Source organism: Bacillus sp. LJBS06, assembly GCF_016924995.1.
In the GTDB taxonomy this organism is placed as follows: domain Bacteria; phylum Bacillota; class Bacilli; order Bacillales; family Bacillaceae; genus Bacillus; species Bacillus stercoris.
On record NZ_CP070483.1, the window covers coordinates 2002865 to 2019565 of the forward strand.

General features: G+C 41.9%; 18 protein-coding genes. 12 read left to right on the top strand and 6 right to left on the bottom strand.

The window, feature by feature from the left end; translation table 11 throughout:
- Positions 1-31: 31 nt before the first annotated feature.
- The 6 genes from JQX68_RS10045 (at position 32) to JQX68_RS10070 (ending at position 2064) form a co-directional block, all read left to right on the top strand.
- Positions 32-544 (top strand): redoxin domain-containing protein, encoded by a 513-nt coding sequence (locus JQX68_RS10045; protein ID WP_071581690.1) that lies wholly within the window; start codon positions 32-34, stop codon positions 542-544.
- An 80-nt stretch (positions 545-624) separates the two neighbouring features.
- Positions 625-750 (top strand): FbpB family small basic protein, encoded by a 126-nt coding sequence (locus tag JQX68_RS10050; RefSeq protein ID WP_003244964.1) that lies wholly within the window; start codon positions 625-627, stop codon positions 748-750.
- A 64-nt stretch (positions 751-814) separates the two neighbouring features.
- A complete protein-coding gene (gene sspN, locus JQX68_RS10055; RefSeq protein WP_003221249.1) occupies positions 815-961 on the top strand; it encodes an acid-soluble spore protein SspN in 147 nt (48 codons plus the stop codon).
- A gap of 35 nt (positions 962-996) precedes the next feature.
- Complete coding sequence (gene tlp / locus JQX68_RS10060; protein ID WP_147771951.1) at positions 997-1248, top strand: small acid-soluble spore protein Tlp; 252 nt, start codon at positions 997-999, stop codon at positions 1246-1248.
- Positions 1249-1332: 84 nt separating this feature from the next.
- Entirely contained in the window at positions 1333-1749 is a 417-nt protein-coding gene (locus JQX68_RS10065; RefSeq protein ID WP_014664136.1) for a YbgC/FadM family acyl-CoA thioesterase, read from the top strand.
- 15 nt (positions 1750-1764) lie between these two features.
- Positions 1765-2064 carry a hypothetical protein gene (locus JQX68_RS10070; protein ID WP_014664137.1) on the top strand — a complete coding sequence of 100 codons (300 nt, stop codon included), beginning with the start codon at positions 1765-1767 and terminating at the stop codon, positions 2062-2064.
- A gap of 30 nt (positions 2065-2094) precedes the next feature.
- Here the strand turns inward: JQX68_RS10070 and JQX68_RS10075 are convergent, their stop codons facing one another.
- Positions 2095-2382 carry a HesB/YadR/YfhF family protein gene (locus tag JQX68_RS10075; protein WP_014664138.1) on the bottom strand — a complete coding sequence of 96 codons (288 nt, stop codon included), beginning with the start codon at positions 2380-2382 and terminating at the stop codon, positions 2095-2097.
- Positions 2383-2469: 87 nt separating this feature from the next.
- Complete coding sequence (gene plsY, locus JQX68_RS10080) at positions 2470-3051, bottom strand: glycerol-3-phosphate 1-O-acyltransferase PlsY (RefSeq protein WP_014664139.1); 582 nt, start codon at positions 3049-3051, stop codon at positions 2470-2472.
- Between the two features lie 169 nt (positions 3052-3220).
- On the opposite strand from plsY, the gene JQX68_RS10085 reads away from it, so the two are divergent.
- From JQX68_RS10085 to parC, 3 genes are all read left to right on the top strand, one after another.
- The gene (locus JQX68_RS10085) at positions 3221-3628 is read left to right on the top strand and encodes a CoA-binding protein (protein WP_040083030.1); all 408 of its coding nucleotides are present in this window, start codon (positions 3221-3223) and stop codon (positions 3626-3628) included.
- A 396-nt stretch (positions 3629-4024) separates the two neighbouring features.
- A complete protein-coding gene (parE, locus tag JQX68_RS10090; protein ID WP_014664141.1) occupies positions 4025-5992 on the top strand; it encodes a DNA topoisomerase IV subunit B in 1968 nt (655 codons plus the stop codon).
- Positions 5993-5995: 3 nt separating this feature from the next.
- The gene (gene parC, locus JQX68_RS10095) at positions 5996-8416 is read left to right on the top strand and encodes a DNA topoisomerase IV subunit A (RefSeq protein ID WP_014664142.1); all 2421 of its coding nucleotides are present in this window, start codon (positions 5996-5998) and stop codon (positions 8414-8416) included.
- A 40-nt stretch (positions 8417-8456) separates the two neighbouring features.
- Here the strand turns inward: parC and JQX68_RS21865 are convergent, their stop codons facing one another.
- Entirely contained in the window at positions 8457-8582 is a 126-nt protein-coding gene (locus JQX68_RS21865; RefSeq protein WP_003231548.1) for a hypothetical protein, read from the bottom strand.
- A gap of 25 nt (positions 8583-8607) precedes the next feature.
- The gene (locus JQX68_RS10100) at positions 8608-8961 is read right to left on the bottom strand and encodes a hypothetical protein (RefSeq protein WP_014664143.1); all 354 of its coding nucleotides are present in this window, start codon (positions 8959-8961) and stop codon (positions 8608-8610) included.
- 510 nt (positions 8962-9471) lie between these two features.
- On the opposite strand from JQX68_RS10100, the gene JQX68_RS10105 reads away from it, so the two are divergent.
- From JQX68_RS10105 to JQX68_RS10115, 3 genes are all read left to right on the top strand, one after another.
- Positions 9472-10869 carry an alanine/glycine:cation symporter family protein gene (locus JQX68_RS10105; protein ID WP_040083027.1) on the top strand — a complete coding sequence of 466 codons (1398 nt, stop codon included), beginning with the start codon at positions 9472-9474 and terminating at the stop codon, positions 10867-10869.
- A gap of 329 nt (positions 10870-11198) precedes the next feature.
- Positions 11199-12698 (top strand): cellulase family glycosylhydrolase, encoded by a 1500-nt coding sequence (locus JQX68_RS10110; RefSeq protein WP_147771952.1) that lies wholly within the window; start codon positions 11199-11201, stop codon positions 12696-12698.
- Positions 12699-12772: 74 nt separating this feature from the next.
- Positions 12773-13036, top strand: a complete 264-nt coding sequence (locus JQX68_RS10115; RefSeq protein WP_040083025.1) for a YnfE family protein — start codon at positions 12773-12775, stop codon at positions 13034-13036.
- Between the two features lie 547 nt (positions 13037-13583).
- On the opposite strand, the gene xynC is transcribed toward JQX68_RS10115, so the two are convergent.
- Positions 13584-14852: a glucuronoarabinoxylan endo-1,4-beta-xylanase XynC gene (xynC, locus tag JQX68_RS10120; RefSeq protein WP_147771953.1), complete on the bottom strand. Its 1269-nt coding sequence runs from the start codon at positions 14850-14852 to the stop codon at positions 13584-13586.
- 109 nt (positions 14853-14961) lie between these two features.
- Entirely contained in the window at positions 14962-16503 is a 1542-nt protein-coding gene (gene xynD, locus JQX68_RS10125) for an alpha-L-arabinofuranosidase (protein WP_147771954.1), read from the bottom strand.
- Positions 16504-16701 lie beyond the last annotated feature (198 nt).

Consider the following 16701-nt stretch of genomic DNA (forward strand, 5'->3'; position numbering starts at 1 on the left):
TTTATGACAAAATGTGCTACGGAGGTGGCATATGCTGAAAAAATGGCTTGCAGGGATCCTGCTTATTATGCTTGCCGGTTATATGGGTTGGAACCTGTATCAAACATACAGCAAAAAAGAAGTCGGAATTGAAGAGGGGCAACAAGCACCTGATTTTTCTTTGAAAACGCTGTCGGGAGAGAATAGCTCCTTAAAGGATTCACAAGGCAAAAAAGTATTACTCAATTTTTGGGCAACTTGGTGTAAGCCGTGCCGTCAGGAAATGCCGGCGATGGAAGAGCTGCAAAAAGAGTATGCCGACAAACTTGCGGTTGTTGCGGTAAATTTCACTTCAGCTGAGAAAAGTGAAGAACAAGTCCGAGCGTTTGCTGATACGTATGATTTAACGTTCCCCATTCTGATTGATAAAAAAGGGATCAATGCTGACTATAACGTGATGTCATATCCAACGACATATATCTTGGATGAAAAAGGTGTTATTCAAGACATACACATTGGCACCATGACAAAAAAAGAAATGGAACAAAAACTGGATCTTGATTAGATTCAGTTTTTTTTATGTTCAGATGTGCTTACAAGTTTTCAGAATTGGAAAAAATAAAAGAATATGCGGAGGTGAGAAGCGTGAAGAAGATGAGAAAACGTTCTTTTCATGAGCTCGTCATGGAAAACAAAAAAGAGCTGATGACTAATACAGAGTATTTAAATCAGCTTGAGGAAAAGCTTGAACAGCGATTTAAGCAAAAATAACCTTTAATTTGTATTCATGTTTACCCCTCCTTTTGAGAAACCTATCTGTTGAGGAGGGATAAGCATGGGAAACAACAAGAAAAACGGTCAGCCTCAATATGCTCCAAGCCACTTGGGTACAAAGCCTGTGAAATATAAAGCCAATAAAGGGGAAAAAATGCATGATACTTCAGGACAGCAGCCGATCATCATGCAGACAAAGGGCGAGTAGCGAAAAATCGAGTTTATTTCTAGGAGGTACATCCGATGACAAAGAACCAAAATCAATATCAGCAGCCTAATCCTGATGATCGTTCTGATAATGTAGAAAAATTGCAGGATATGGTTCAAAATACAATTGAAAATATAGAAGAAGCAGAAGCAACAATGGAGTTTGCTTCAGGAGAAGATAAAGAGCGTATCAAAGAAAAAAATGCAAGACGCGAACAGAGCATTGAAGCATTTCGCAATGAAATACAGGACGAATCCGCAGCGAGACAAAATGGATACCGCTCTTAAAAAACCAGGGAAACCTGGTTTTTTTCTTTCTGATTTGGTTATGGTAAAATGGGGCTAAATTGACGTTAAGGGAGCAGAGTAATCTTGCATGTATCAAAAAAAGAAATAGAAGTGCGTTATGCAGAAACAGATCAAATGGGGATTGTCTATCACGCAAATTATCTTGTGTGGATGGAGGTCGGCAGAACAGCTTTAATCAAGGACTTAGGCTTTTTATATAGTGATATGGAGAAAAAAGGTGTTCTGTCTCCAGTCGTTGATATCAACATTTCCTATAAAAAGCCACTTCATTACGGAGAAACCGCGGTTGTCCATACATGGATAGAGGAATATAACGGCTTTAAAACCGTTTATGGTTATCACATTTATAATCCGGCCGGTGAGCTTTCCATCAAAGCCACCTCATCTCATATATGTGTGGATAAAGAAAGCTTTAAGCCTATTCAGTTTCGCAAAGCTTTTCCTGATTGGCACGCAGCATATGAAAAGGCCAAAAAATAGGGAAGTGAACGGGATATGGCGTTTGGTGTGAAACGGGAGGAACTGAACCGGTGGAAACAAGCAGTGAAAAAAGGAGAAATCGCATTTTTAACACATTATTGGCTAGATGACCGGTTTCCGGAAGCAAAGACTGTGACAAAAGCCGGCTGTGCAGATATTGATAAGCTGATCCGGTGGGGAGCAGCCTACGGGTTAAAGAAAGAATGGATACATAAGAAAAGTGAATTTCCTCACTTTGATCTGCTGGGGGAGACCCAAAAATATATTTTGGAACAAGAAAACCTAACCGATCATCTTATACGATTTCATTTGTAAAAAAAGAACGCACATCATGTGCGTTCTTTTTTATTGGTATTCAAAAACCGGTTCATTAGCGTCTTCTGAATAGCTGACGAGAAGGTCGTGATTATCAAAGTACCATAAATCACTTTCTTCAATAAAGAAGGTAATGCCGTCTGCTTCTGCAGTGACTCCAGCCTCTTGTGGGGCATCTTTCGCTACACCGAGAGAAAAACCCTTTTGAACGTTGCTGCAGCCTCCGTAGCGGACGAAAAAGCGAACCTGGTCTCCGCTTTCCAAATCGAGCTCTTCTTTATACCAGTTCAATGCGTCTTCGTTAATTGTCATATTCATAACAGCACACCCCTTTGTTCTTCATTTGAATTTTCTCTATTATAAACGTATTAGGCTATTCTGTGTCAAAAGAGAAGGTTTTTAAGCTTATAGCCATTTTACTTTAGGTTCTGTTTTATTGATGATTCGTTTAATGTTTGCCCGGTGTCTGTATATCACAAAAATAGTGAGCAGGGTAACGACAATCAATAAATACGTATCATGGACAAAGAAACTATATATAACAGTATAGATCCCTGTTAACATTGATGATAGAGAAACAAATTTAGTCAAGTATAAAAAGATGAAGAATACCGCAACCATCGTGATAAATAACAGAGGTGCGTAAAATAGCAAAACGCCACCTGATGTTGCCACGGCTTTACCGCCTTTAAATTTAGCGAAGACGGGGAACACATGGCCTATAACCGCAAAGACTCCTGCAAGAAGCGGATGAATATCAACGTGCATGAGAAAAGGCAATGCAGTTGCCAGTGTCCCTTTCAAAATATCTCCGGCTATGACGACCGAACCTGCTTTTACGCCCAGTGTACGGAATGCATTGGTAGCGCCTAAGTTGCCGCTTCCGTGCTCCCGAATATCGATTCCCTTGGCAAGCTTGCCCACAATTAAGCCAGATGGAATGCTACCTATCAAGTAGGCCAAAATAATCAATAAAGCAATTAACATCTACATTTCTCCTTTTTCAAATTCCCTTCTTTCTATTTTAACATGAGATGTCATGATCTGATGATAAGTTTTTTTGTAAAGTTTGCTTACAAATCTAATCAAACCTGCATCATATTTTGATTTCTCCTGTTTTGATCGTGTAAAATAAGTGGAAAAGGAGTGACTCATGATGCAAAACCCTTCTAAAGCGGAAATTAAAGAGATTCTTCAAAGAAGCAAACGTATAGCAGTAGTGGGGCTTTCAGACCGTCCGGATAGAACGTCACATATGGTTTCAAAAGCAATGCAGGACGCGGGTTATGAAATTATCCCAGTGAACCCGACAATTGATGAGGCACTAGGTGTCAAAGCCGTTTCATCTTTAAAAGAGATTGACGGTCCGATTGACATCGTCAATGTATTCCGGCGCTCAGAACAGCTTCCTGGAGTGGCGGAAGAGTTTTTAGAGACAGATGCCCCGGTATTTTGGGCGCAGCAAGGGCTGGTAAACGAGGAAGCATACCAGAAGCTAAAAGAAAAAGGCAGAACGGTTATCATGGATCTGTGCATAAAAGTGGCACACGCTGTAACAAAATAGGTGCAGAACTGCAAAAATCCTTGTGAATTCAAGGATTTTTGCTTTTTAATTTTAAGATATTGTTTGCGTATTACGGTGAAACAGATACAATAAAGCTTGAACAGCTTTTTTTGAATACCTTGTCCAGCTGGGTTTCGGCCGTTCGATTTGCGAAGGTCTGCTGCTTTATATATAATAAACAAACATACGTTCTCATAGTGCGAAAACAGCACTAGCCGATGTTTTGAGAACTGATTCGTTAGCTCTATGTTGCGATTGCAAACATATTGGTTATAATGAGGAGTCCAAGGCAGTACCGGCTTGAGGCGAGGTTTATAAAAAATATCTTATATACAAATGATGTGTAACACTGAAAAAGAGAAAGACAATGTTAGTTTTTGAAAGGGGTTTGTACGTTTGGCTAGAAAACAGCAATTTGATTACAACGAAGATGCCATACAGGTGCTCGAAGGCCTTGAGGCTGTCCGGAAAAGGCCGGGTATGTATATTGGCTCTACTGACGCGCGCGGCTTGCACCACTTGGTTTATGAAATTGTAGATAACTCTGTCGACGAGGTGCTTGCCGGCCATGGAGATCACATAATCGTCAAAATACATAAAGACAATAGCATTTCTGTACAGGATAGAGGCCGTGGCATGCCGACCGGAATGCATAAGCTCGGCAAGCCAACCCCTGAAGTGATTTTTACGGTACTTCATGCCGGAGGAAAATTCGGCCAAGGCGGCTATAAGACAAGCGGCGGGCTCCATGGAGTGGGTGCGTCAGTCGTGAATGCTTTATCTGAATGGCTGACAGTTACCATTGAACGGGACGGTTTTATCTATCAGCAGCGATTTGAAAATGGAGGAAAACCGGTTACATCTCTCGAAAAGATCGGCAAAACGAAAAAGACGGGAACACTCACACACTTTAAGCCAGATCCAACGATGTTCAGCGCAACAACCTATAATTTTGAAACGCTTTCCGAGCGCTTAAGAGAGTCTGCGTTTTTGTTAAAAGGATTGAAAATTGAGCTGATTGATGAACGCAATGACCAGCATGAGGTCTTTTATTATGAAAACGGCATAGAGGCGTTTGTCGCTTACTTAAATGAAGAAAAAGACGTCTTATCTGAAGTGGTCTCGTTTGAGGGAGAGCACCATTCCATAGAAGTGGATTTTGCGTTCCAGTTTAACGATGGTTATTCTGAAAATATTTTGTCTTTTGTTAACAATGTCAGAACAAAAGATGGCGGGACGCATGAGTCGGGTGCAAAAACTGCGATGACCCGGGCTTTTAATGAATATGCGCGAAAAGTGGCTTTGCTGAAAGAAAAGGATAAGAACCTTGAAGGCACCGATATAAGGGAAGGGCTTTCAGCCATTATTTCTGTCCGCATTCCTGAGGAGCTTCTTCAATTTGAAGGACAAACAAAAGGAAAGCTCGGAACGAGTGAAGCAAGATCAGCGGTTGATGCAATTGTTTCCGAGCAGCTTGCTTACTTTTTAGAGGAAAATCGGGACACCGCAACGCTTCTTGTCAAAAAAGCAATCAAGGCGAGCCAGGCGCGCGAAGCGGCACGCAAAGCCCGTGAAGAAGCAAGAAGCGGCAAAAAACGAAAAAAATCAGAAGCGACTTTAAGCGGAAAGCTGACGCCTGCGGGTTCGAGAAACCCGGCAAAAAATGAATTGTATCTCGTTGAGGGTGATTCAGCAGGCGGGTCAGCCAAGCAGGGAAGAGACCGCAGATTCCAAGCAGTTCTGCCTTTACGCGGTAAAGTCATTAATACAGAAAAAGCTAAGCTTGCGGATATCTTTAAAAATGAAGAGATCAATACGATCATTCATGCGATCGGCGGGGGTGTCGGAGCAGATTTCTCAATCGATGACATCAACTACGACAAAATCATCATTATGACCGATGCCGATACTGACGGCGCCCATATTCAAGTGCTGCTTCTTACCTTTTTCTATCGCTATATGAAGCCGCTCATTGAGCATGGCAAGGTGTTTATAGCGCTGCCACCTTTATATAAGGTCAGTAAAGGAAGCGGGAAGAAGGAAATCATTGAATATGCATGGTCTGATGAAGAGATGGGTGATGTCCTGAAAAAAGTCGGCAAGGGCTATACCATTCAGCGATATAAGGGTCTTGGAGAGATGAACGCAGACCAGCTTTGGGAAACGACAATGAATCCGGAGTCCCGCACCCTTGTTAGGGTCAAAATTGACGATGCGGCACGTGTAGAGAGACGTGTAACGACGTTAATGGGAGACAAAGTAGAGCCGCGCAGAAAGTGGATTGAGAAAAACGTCGCTTTCGGCTTAGATGAAGAAAGCAATATTTTAGAAAATGAAAACTTATCGGTCGCTGAGGAGGTTTAATGATTGTCACAGCCAGAATTATTTCATGATTTACCATTAGAAGAGGTGATCGGCGACCGTTTTGGACGCTACAGTAAATATATTATTCAAGACAGAGCGCTGCCTGATGCGAGAGACGGATTAAAGCCGGTACAGCGCAGAATTCTGTATGCGATGCATACAGATGGAAACACGTTTGATAAAAACTTCAGAAAAGCGGCCAAAACGGTCGGTAACGTCATCGGTAACTATCATCCGCACGGTGACAGTTCGGTTTATGAAGCAATGGTGCGGATGAGTCAGGATTGGAAAGTTCGTAATGTGTTGATCGAAATGCATGGAAACAACGGAAGCATCGACGGAGATCCCCCGGCAGCCATGCGTTATACAGAGGCACGATTATCTCCGATAGCATCTGAGCTTCTTCGGGATATTGACAAAAACACGGTTGAATTTGTGCCTAACTTCGATGACACAAGCAAGGAGCCTGTCGTACTCCCGGCGATGTTTCCTAACTTATTGGTCAACGGATCAACCGGGATATCAGCGGGATACGCGACCGACATTCCCCCTCATCATTTGGGAGAAGTCATTGATGCTGTCATTAAGCGTATTCAAATGCCATCTTGCTCTGTTGATGAACTCATGGAAGTCATTAAAGGGCCTGATTTTCCGACAGGCGGTATTATTCAAGGCGTTGACGGCATAAGAAAAGCTTACGAAACTGGAAAAGGAAAAATCATTATCCGCGGAAAAGCTGAAATTGAAACAATCAGAGGCGGACGAGAACAAATAGTCATTACTGAAATTCCATTTGAAGTAAATAAAGCAAACCTTGTGAAAAAAATGGACGAGTTCCGTATTGATAAAAAGGTTGAAGGCATCTCAGAGGTTCGTGACGAAACGGATCGAACAGGGTTGAGAGTGGTCATTGAGCTGAAAAAAGAAGCGGATGCCAAAGGCATTTTGAATTTCTTATATAAAAACACTGATTTGCAGATCACATATAACTTCAATATGGTGGCTATTCATAACCGCCGTCCGATGCTGATGAGCCTGCCGTCTATTTTGGATGCGTATATTGGACACCAAAAGGAAGTCGTCACAAACCGGTCTGTTTACGAGCTTCAAAAAGCAAAAGACAGACATCACATCGTAGAAGGGCTCATGAAAGCTTTGTCCATTTTAGATGAAGTCATTGCAACGATCCGTTCTTCAAGCGATAAACGTGACGCTAAAAATAATTTGATTGCGAAATACGAATTTACAGAGCCTCAGGCTGAAGCCATTGTGTCATTGCAGTTATATCGTTTAACCAATACCGATATCACAGCGCTTAAGGAAGAGGCAGAAGAGCTCGGTGAAAAAATTGAAGAGCTTGAATCTATACTAAGCAATGATAAAAAGCTGTTAAAAGTGATCACAAACAGCTTAAAAGCACTGAAAAAGAAATATGCAGACACAAGACGCTCAGTGATTGAAGAGAAAATTGAGGAAATTAAAATCAACCTAGAAGTTATGGTTGCGTCTGAGGATGTATATGTAACCGTTACGAAGGATGGCTATCTAAAACGGACAAGCCAGCGCTCATATGCCGCTTCCAACGGCCAGGATTTCGGAATGAAAGATACGGACAGGATGCTGCATCAATTTGAGATGAATACGACGGACGTACTGCTGCTCTTTACGAACAAAGGAAGCTACATTTATTGTCCTGTTCACCAGCTGCCTGATATCAGATGGAAGGACATGGGTCAGCATTTTTCTAATATCATCACCATTGACCGTGATGAAACGATTGTAAAGGCCATACCGATAAAAGAATTTGATCCGTCGGCATATCTATTGTTCTTTACGAAAAACGGCATGGTGAAAAAGACAGAGCTCACCCATTACAAAGCACAGCGTTATTCTAAGGCGCTTGTGGCCTTAAATCTGAAGGGTGAAGATGAATTGATTGATGTTCATGTAACAAATGGGGAAAGCCAGATCTTTATGGCCACTCACTTAGGGTATGGCCTGTGGTTTGGCGAAGACGAAGTGAATGTAGTTGGCGCGCGTGCGGCAGGTGTCAAAGGGATTAACTTAAAAGAGGATGACTTTGTTGTCTCAGGAGAGATCCTTCAAGAATCTGATTCAATTGTTTTGTTCACACAGCGGGGAGCGGTAAAACGCATGAGTCTTTCTGAGTTCGAGAAAACATCCCGCGCAAAACGCGGTGTCGTGATGCTAAGGGAACTGAAAAAGAATCCTCACCGTGTTGCAGCACTGTTCGCTTGCGGTCTTGAACAGCGGCTTATGGCAGAAACAGAAAAAGGCGACAGAAAAGAACTGCAGGCAAAAGAGCTGCGGACAAACGACAGATACAGCAATGGCTCTTTCTTTTTTGATGAAGAGGAATCAGGCAAGGTTACAGCTGTTTGGCGCGTTCATACAGAACAATAATAAAAAACCCGCTCATATTACGTGAGCGGGTTTCGTTTATTTAGCTTTCATGGTTGGTGAATAGATCTGTTACGGCATGAATGACTTCAATTCCCTGCCATACAAATAAATTCAGCGCTGTGAAAGAAAATAAGCCTAATATCACCATTCTTAAGATAAACAACATGTTAAACAGCCTCCTCATATTATCGTTATATAATCGGGTGATGTTGAACATGAAGTTTGCCGAAATAAGACGACTGATAAAATTTGGCCAGTATAAAGCTTTTTTTCCGCTGGCGCCTGCGGGTGTATCCCGTACTTTTGCTTTCAGCGGTCAGAAGCAGAACAGCCATTGCCCACAAAGCGGTTAGCGCAAATGCCCCTGTGATGGATTTCTTCTCATCATCAGCATTTTGGCCGGCTTTCATCTCGTGCATTTCCTGCTGGTCGGCTACGGCTTTATAATGATGGCCGATATCAAAGGCGTGGGGAATTGAGAGCAAATGAAAACTGGCGATCGCCAAGAATAAGATGGATGCTTTCAATATCGTTACTTTTTTCAAATGACCTCCCCCTCCTTTAATATTACTGAATATTTTTATAATAATACCCTAATCCATCCTAAAAGTAAACCTGATTTATTAAATTTAAAAACTAAATTTCACTTTGTTAAGTATATATCTTTTTGCTTATTTTTGAAAGAGAAACATTCTTTATTAGTATATGTATACCCGGTTTATGGTGTGAATAAAAGCATATTTTAGATGATATGTTTGTTGTTTAAGGTTTATTCCTTTATTTGTGAGCTAAAATCAAAGGAAAGGTAAGAGAATGAGAGGAAATGATTGCATTGTTAATAGGTACTTTTTTAAAATGCAAACTTGCAACGAATGTTTTTATTTTTTATAGGAAAATGCTAGGGAAAGGGTCGACAGAGTAACATCTGGCTATGACAATATTCTTCGCGAAAAAACTTCCTAATTCGTCATATTGTGATATAATAAAACTCGTTATGTTAAAAAATCTAACATCAAAACGAATTCGTATTGAATTGATGAAAACGGGAGGTAAATATGGCGTCTTTTTTCGATAGTTTAATTCATATTCCAAGTGATTTCATTTGGAAATACCTATTTTATATTTTAATAGGGCTTGGATTATTTTTTACCATACGTTTTGGTTTTATCCAATTCCGTTATTTTATTGAAATGTTCAGAATAGTAGGTGAGAAGCCTGAAGGAAATAAAGGCGTTTCCTCTATGCAGGCATTCTTTATTTCCGCTGCATCCCGAGTCGGTACTGGGAATTTGACTGGTGTAGCTTTAGCAATTGCGACAGGCGGACCGGGCGCTGTGTTTTGGATGTGGGTTGTAGCTGCTGTAGGTATGGCTTCTAGCTTTGTTGAGAGTACGCTAGCGCAGCTTTATAAGGTAAGAGACGGGGAGGATTTCCGCGGAGGTCCGGCCTACTACATTCAGAAGGGCCTTGGAGCCAGATGGCTCGGCATCGTTTTTGCTGTCTTAATTACGGTATCATTCGGTTTAATCTTTAACGCTGTTCAAACGAATACTATTGCAGGAGCGTTGGATGGCGCATTTCATGTGAATAAAACAGTTGTAGCCATTGTCTTGGCTGTTTTAACTGCGTTTATCATTTTTGGCGGTTTGAAACGTGTTGTGGCTGTAACACAGCTAATCGTACCGGTTATGGCTGGCATTTATATTATTATTGCTTTATTTGTTGTCATCACAAATATTACGGCTTTCCCTGGCGTTATCGCTACAATTGTTAAAAATGCTTTAGGGTTTGAACAAGTCGTCGGCGGCGGAATTGGCGGCATCATCGTTATCGGTGCGCAGCGCGGACTTTTTTCAAACGAAGCAGGGATGGGAAGCGCTCCGAATGCGGCTGCAACAGCTCATGTATCGCATCCGGCAAAACAAGGTTTTATTCAAACATTAGGCGTATTTTTCGATACATTTATTGTATGTACGTCCACAGCGTTTATCATTTTGCTGTACAGTGTAACGCCAAAAGGTGATGGTATCCAAGTAACCCAGGCTGCCCTTAATCATCATATCGGTGGCTGGGCGCCTAGCTTCATCGCAGTCGCAATGTTCTTGTTTGCATTCAGTTCAGTTGTCGGCAACTATTATTATGGTGAGACAAATATTGAATTTATTAAAACAAGCAAAACATGGCTGAATATTTACCGGATTGCGGTTATTGCTATGGTTGTCTACGGTTCTCTATCAGGCTTCCAAATCGTTTGGGACATGGCGGATCTCTTTATGGGTATCATGGCGCTAATTAACTTAGTTGTGATTACGCTGCTGTCAAACGTTGCTTACAAAGTGTATAAAGATTACGCGAAACAGCGTAAACAAGGACTTGATCCTGTATTTAAAGCGAAAAACATTCCAGGGCTGAAAAATGCTGAAACATGGGAAGATGAGAAACAAGAAGCATAAGAACACGGCTGCATTCAATTCATTGAATGCGGCTTTTTATTTGGCATAAAGAAGCAGAATCTTTCAAATTAAACAAAAAGTAACGTGAATAGTCCTGATTAAACAATTTTCTATTTGGTCCGTATGTGTCAGCAGTATCTGAAACAAGACAAAAAGAGCAAATTGACAGGCTTTTTAATCCGTCTAAAAACAAGAAATTAGGTTGATAGACAAAGATGAGATAAATTTTTACAATAGTCCGTGCCAAACAAAAACGGAAGGGAGGTGGAGCGTACGAGTTAATAGGCATATATTTTCGTCATGATGTAAAGGAGGAAAGAATACTATATATGAAACGTCAAGTCTCTATCTTAATCGTGTGTTTATTAATTTCAATACTCGCAACCAGCGGCTTAGGAAATCCAGCAGCATCTGCTGCAGGAGCAAAAACGCCAGTCGCCATAAATGGCCAGCTTAGCATAAAAGGCACGCAGCTAATCAATCAAAACGGCAAAGCGGTGCAATTGAAGGGGATCAGTTCACACGGATTGCAATGGTATGGCGATTTTGTCAATAAAGACAGCTTAAAATGGCTGAGAGACGATTGGGGCATTACCGTTTTCCGAGCGGCGATGTATACAGCAGATGGCGGTTATATTGACAACCCATCCGTGAAAAACAAAGTAAAAGAAGCGGTTGAAGTGGCAAAAGAGCTTGGGATATATGTCATTATTGACTGGCATATCTTAAATGACGGTAATCCAAACCAAAATAAAGAGAAGGCAAAAGAATTCTTCAAGGAAATGTCAAGCCTTTACGGAAACACGCCAAATGTCATTTATGAAATTGCAAACGAACCAAACGGTGATGTGAACTGGAAGCGTGATATTAAACCGTATGCGGAAGAAGTGATTTCCGTTATCCGCAAAAATGATCCAGACAACACCATCATTGTCGGAACCGGTACATGGAGCCAGGATGTGAATGATGCTGCCGATGATCAGCTAAAAGATGCAAACGTCATGTACGCGCTTCATTTTTATGCCGGCACACACGGCCAATCTTTACGGGATAAAGCAAACTATGCACTCAGTAAAGGAGCGCCTATTTTCGTGACGGAATGGGGAACTAGCGATGCGTCTGGAAATGGCGGTGTATTCCTTGACCAGTCGCGGGAATGGCTGAATTATCTTGACAGCAAGAAAATCAGCTGGGTGAACTGGAATCTTTCTGATAAGCAGGAATCATCCTCAGCGTTAAAGCCGGGAGCATCTAAAACAGGCGGCTGGCCGCTTACAGATTTAACTGCTTCAGGAACATTCGTAAGAGAAAACATTCTCGGCAACAAAGATTCAACGAAAGAACGCCCTGAAACGCCGGCACAAGATAACCCCGCACAGGAAAACGGCATTTCTGTACAATACAAAGCAGGGGATGGGGGTGTGAACAGCAACCAAATCCGCCCGCAGCTTCACATAAAAAATAACGGGAATACCACGGTTGATTTAAAAGATGTCACTGCCCGTTACTGGTATAACGCGAAAAACAAAGGCCAAAACTTTGACTGTGACTACGCGCAGATTGGATGCGGCAATCTGACACACAAATTTGTGACGCTGCATAAACCTAAGCAAGGTGCAGATACCTATCTGGAACTGGGGTTTAAAAAAGGAAAGCTGTCACCGGGAGCAAGCACAGGAAATATTCAGCTTCGTCTTCACAACGATGACTGGAGCAATTATGCACAAAGCGGCGATTATTCCTTTTTCCAATCAAATACGTTTAAAACAACGAAAAAAATCACATTATATAATCACGGAAAACTGATTTGGGGAACAGAACCCAAATAGTTTAACTGTTGGCGGACATCAGCAATGATGTCCGTTTTCATTATCTTATCCAGTAAAACAAGGAGGTGTAGGGTGTGGATGAAACACTGAAGCAATATATGATGCTGTTCAAAGAAATGAATCATGCGATAAATGGTCCGGACTATCCAGGTAAGGAAAAAGACATCCAGTATCAAAAAGAACAGATTGAAGCTTACGAAAAACAGCTGCAGCAAGGATTTTCTACAGATTATGACTATGATGTGTTTGCTGACTCTGTTATCAAATGCGCATATGGCGATATGACGCTGGAAGATTTAGAAGCAGTTTATTATGGATTAACAACGCCATTTTTTTGATTGGCAACAAACCAATAAAATTTCAATTTCTGTCTCACTAACTTAAGTATACTTTTGATATGAGACAGAAATTCATTTATTTTGTTTACTTCCTAGAATATATATTATGTAAACTAAAAAGCAAATTCTTTTAGTAGTTGGTTATTAAATCTTGGCCTTCCGGTCTTTTCTTTTCTTAAAGTTTGAATTGTCAACAAGTCAAACTTTCGATAGCGTTCTACATTTCCCTTCCATTGTCGTTCAGAATGGATCTAGTTTTACTTTCTGTAAAGAGAACATAAAAGTGAATCCATTAAATGATAAAATACTTATTTGATATGTTTATTCCTTGTACATTTATTTTAACAAGCTGATGCCCTCCCACATTTAAAAACCTTGAATCATGCGTCTTCAAAACGACGCACGACAAGAAAAAAAGCGATTTTCTGAACGGAAAATCGCTTTTTTTTGACTTCGACTTTTTATTCCCGTGCAGGTTTATTTGCGGCACCCTCGGCGGTTAATGTCCGTATCCGCTCCAATGCGGTACCGCTTGCCTTAGGTGTCCTTAACGATTTACAACAAATGTTGTCACGCTTTGAGCTGGAAGATGGGCCCAAAAATGATTGCCTGATACAGTGAGATTCGTTCCAGGTTGTAGATTGCTGCTGCTGCTCGTGATCCATCTAGATACGTTTGAAGCAGATCCATTCTGCAAAACAAAGTTTTGGTTGACCCCTGTGTTGCTTTTGTTAATGGCAACAATAACGACCTTGTTGTCACCTTTATAGGCTGACACGTAAACGTTCGTATTAGGGTTTTTCGTTGCATCAATCCTTACATAACCGGGACGCACAAACTTCGAGAAATGAGCCATATTGTAACCGCGTTTACTGATCGTACCATCTTCTTTCATAGGACCATATGATCTTCGGATGTACCACCATACATAAGCTTGAAAATCTCCCTCTACCATCGAATTGTGAATATGTTGTGAAACATCCAATGCCTCGGGCCATCGATCCGCCGAGTTGTTATCACTGTTCGGATAGTATACTTCCGTCATCCAAAGGTCCTTCCCTGCTCCTTTCTGTTTGAAAAGAGGATAAGGGAATTGGCTGACCTGAGTGCCGTACAGATGGGTTCCGAGAATATCCATATTGGCAAGAGCCTGCGGATCGTTCAAGATCGGGTCCGACAAATTCTTCAAGTATTGAAATGACTCAGGCGCAATGACGCGGGCATTGATCGAGCCGGCGTTTTCTCTCATAAAGCGGAGTATTTCTTGCGGCGTCCACCACGTCCACTCGTGAGCATAATCAGGCTCATTTTGGACCGAAATCGCGTAAAGATTCACACCATTATTTTTCATGAAGGTAACAAAATCGTTAAGATGCTGCGCATATGCGGCGTACTTATCGTATTTCAGCCGTTTAGCCGATGTATCACCATTACGATTAAAGGTCTCAACCATATCACTTGGAGGATTCCAGGGAGAAGCAAAAACGATTGCCCCATGTTTGACCGCACTCTTGGCAGTCTCCACCTCTTTATACCAATTATTTCGATTTTCATCTACATGAATTCTTAAGATTGAAAAGCCTAACTGATTCTGTCCATTGCCAAAAGCCGTTTCTCTTTGAGCTGCTGTAAGATCCCCAGCCCAAGCCGGATGATTCATCCCTCCAAAACCGCGAATCACTTGTTTCTCTGCAGATACATTAACTGTTACATCACTGGCTGCCAAAACTTCAGTAGCGCCTGGCCCTAACATGACTGACAGCATAGTGAAACATACTAATAATATACAAATTGTTTTTTTAAAACGTGGAATCATTTATTTCGCTCCTTCGTCCTGTGTCTTTTACGGTATTAGAAAATTCATAATGGCGGGCTATTCCGGTGCTGGCCACCCGTCTCGTTTTTAAACGGTCCCATTACGAATCCTATCTTTGTGTAAACTGCCAGTAATCAAAATTAAACAAGTTTCCTGTACCTGTTCCGGTAAATACAAAGAATACTTTGTGCACACCGGTTGCCCCGCTTACCGCAGTTTCAATTTCTCTCCACGTTTGCGCTCCGCCTGTGGAAGGTACATTCAGGGTTCCAACAAGCTTACCATCAGCACTGTCGAGGCGCACTTCTATTTTTCCGCCTAAAGTGGATGCTACATTTGCTTTAAATGACCTGGCACCGCCCGCTCCAAAGTCTGCATTTCCTACAGCAATCCAGTCTCCATTTTGAATGCTTGTTACATGCTGATTATTTACTGGCCCGCCGGGTGCTGTGGACTTCTCTGTCAAAATGCGTCCATTCCAGGCAAACGTTTCAGCTTCTACCCGGTTATATGGGTTTAAATTGGAAAGCTGTGTTACACCTGCATAATTTGCTGCTACCTCTTGGATGGATCCATCTGGGTTATGCACCAGCTTATTAATATGGGGAGAACGGTAACCTTTGCCGGCCCCGAACAGAGCGGAACTGACAGTTTGCGCATGGTACACTGCATACCACTCGTTTTTAAAATTGAAAACAGCATGATGGTTGTTTCCGCCGCCTCCGAAAAATGCACCCGGATTTTTCAGGAAGTGCCCTCTATATGTAAAGGGACCCATGGGATTTGAACTGGTCATGTAGCCGATCTCACCCGGGGGTTTATCGGCCGGGTGCGCGCCGCCGAAATTGATGCAATAGGAATAGTAGTATGTTCCGTTATGCTTGTGCAATCCCGAATCTTCAAACATGAAAGGCGCATCAATTGTGGATGCACTTCCCTCAACACTCGTCATATCAGGCCCCAATTTTATGACTCTTGCCGTTTTAGGATTGGCCCATTGTCCCTGCGTTGGATTTGAACTGCCAGGAACGCCTCCCCCGGCATACAGGTAACCGGTGCCGTCATCATCTACAAATACTGCCGGATCAAAAAGCCATACAACACCAGACATTCCTGGCGTACTTGGCGTTACGAGCGGTTTTCCGATTGGGTCGGTCCATGGACCAATCGGGCTGTCTGCGGTGAGAACCCCGATACCTCCGCCGCTGTTTGCGAAATAAAGGAAGAATTTATCCTTGCCATTTATTTTTTTAACTGCGATTGACGGTGCCCATGACGCACCTGCCCATTTTGCAATTCCACGGCCTCCATTAGCTCCATTGGCACCTGCTACCGGAATGGCTCCGTGGTCTGTCCAGTTCACCATATCCGCTGAAGATATGACGAATACTCTATTCAAATTGGCAAATGAATTATCTTTAATTGTTCCGTTGCTATTATATTCATAATCATCACTTGACATATAAATGTAAACCCTTCCGTTATAGGTCAGCGCAATCGGATCTGCTCCCAAATGATGGTCGATAAGCGGGTTTGAATTCCCTATATGTTTTGCAATTGTAGTACTGGTGGCAGCATACGCAGACTTTCCAGATAAGCAGCTCAATAATAAAACTAGAATCCATAAACATACGCTACGCTTTTTCCTCATCACTTAACATCCTCCTTTTTCCTTAAAATGGGGGGGTTCTTTTGGAATTTGATAACAACAGGTCATGAAGAGCGCACCACTAAACCCATTGAACGGAGATGCATATTTATCCAAAATATCCCTTTGTCTAACATCCTACCTTATTAAAAAAATTGTGTATAGGATACTTTTGGAGGAATTCGTGTTCGATTCTACAAA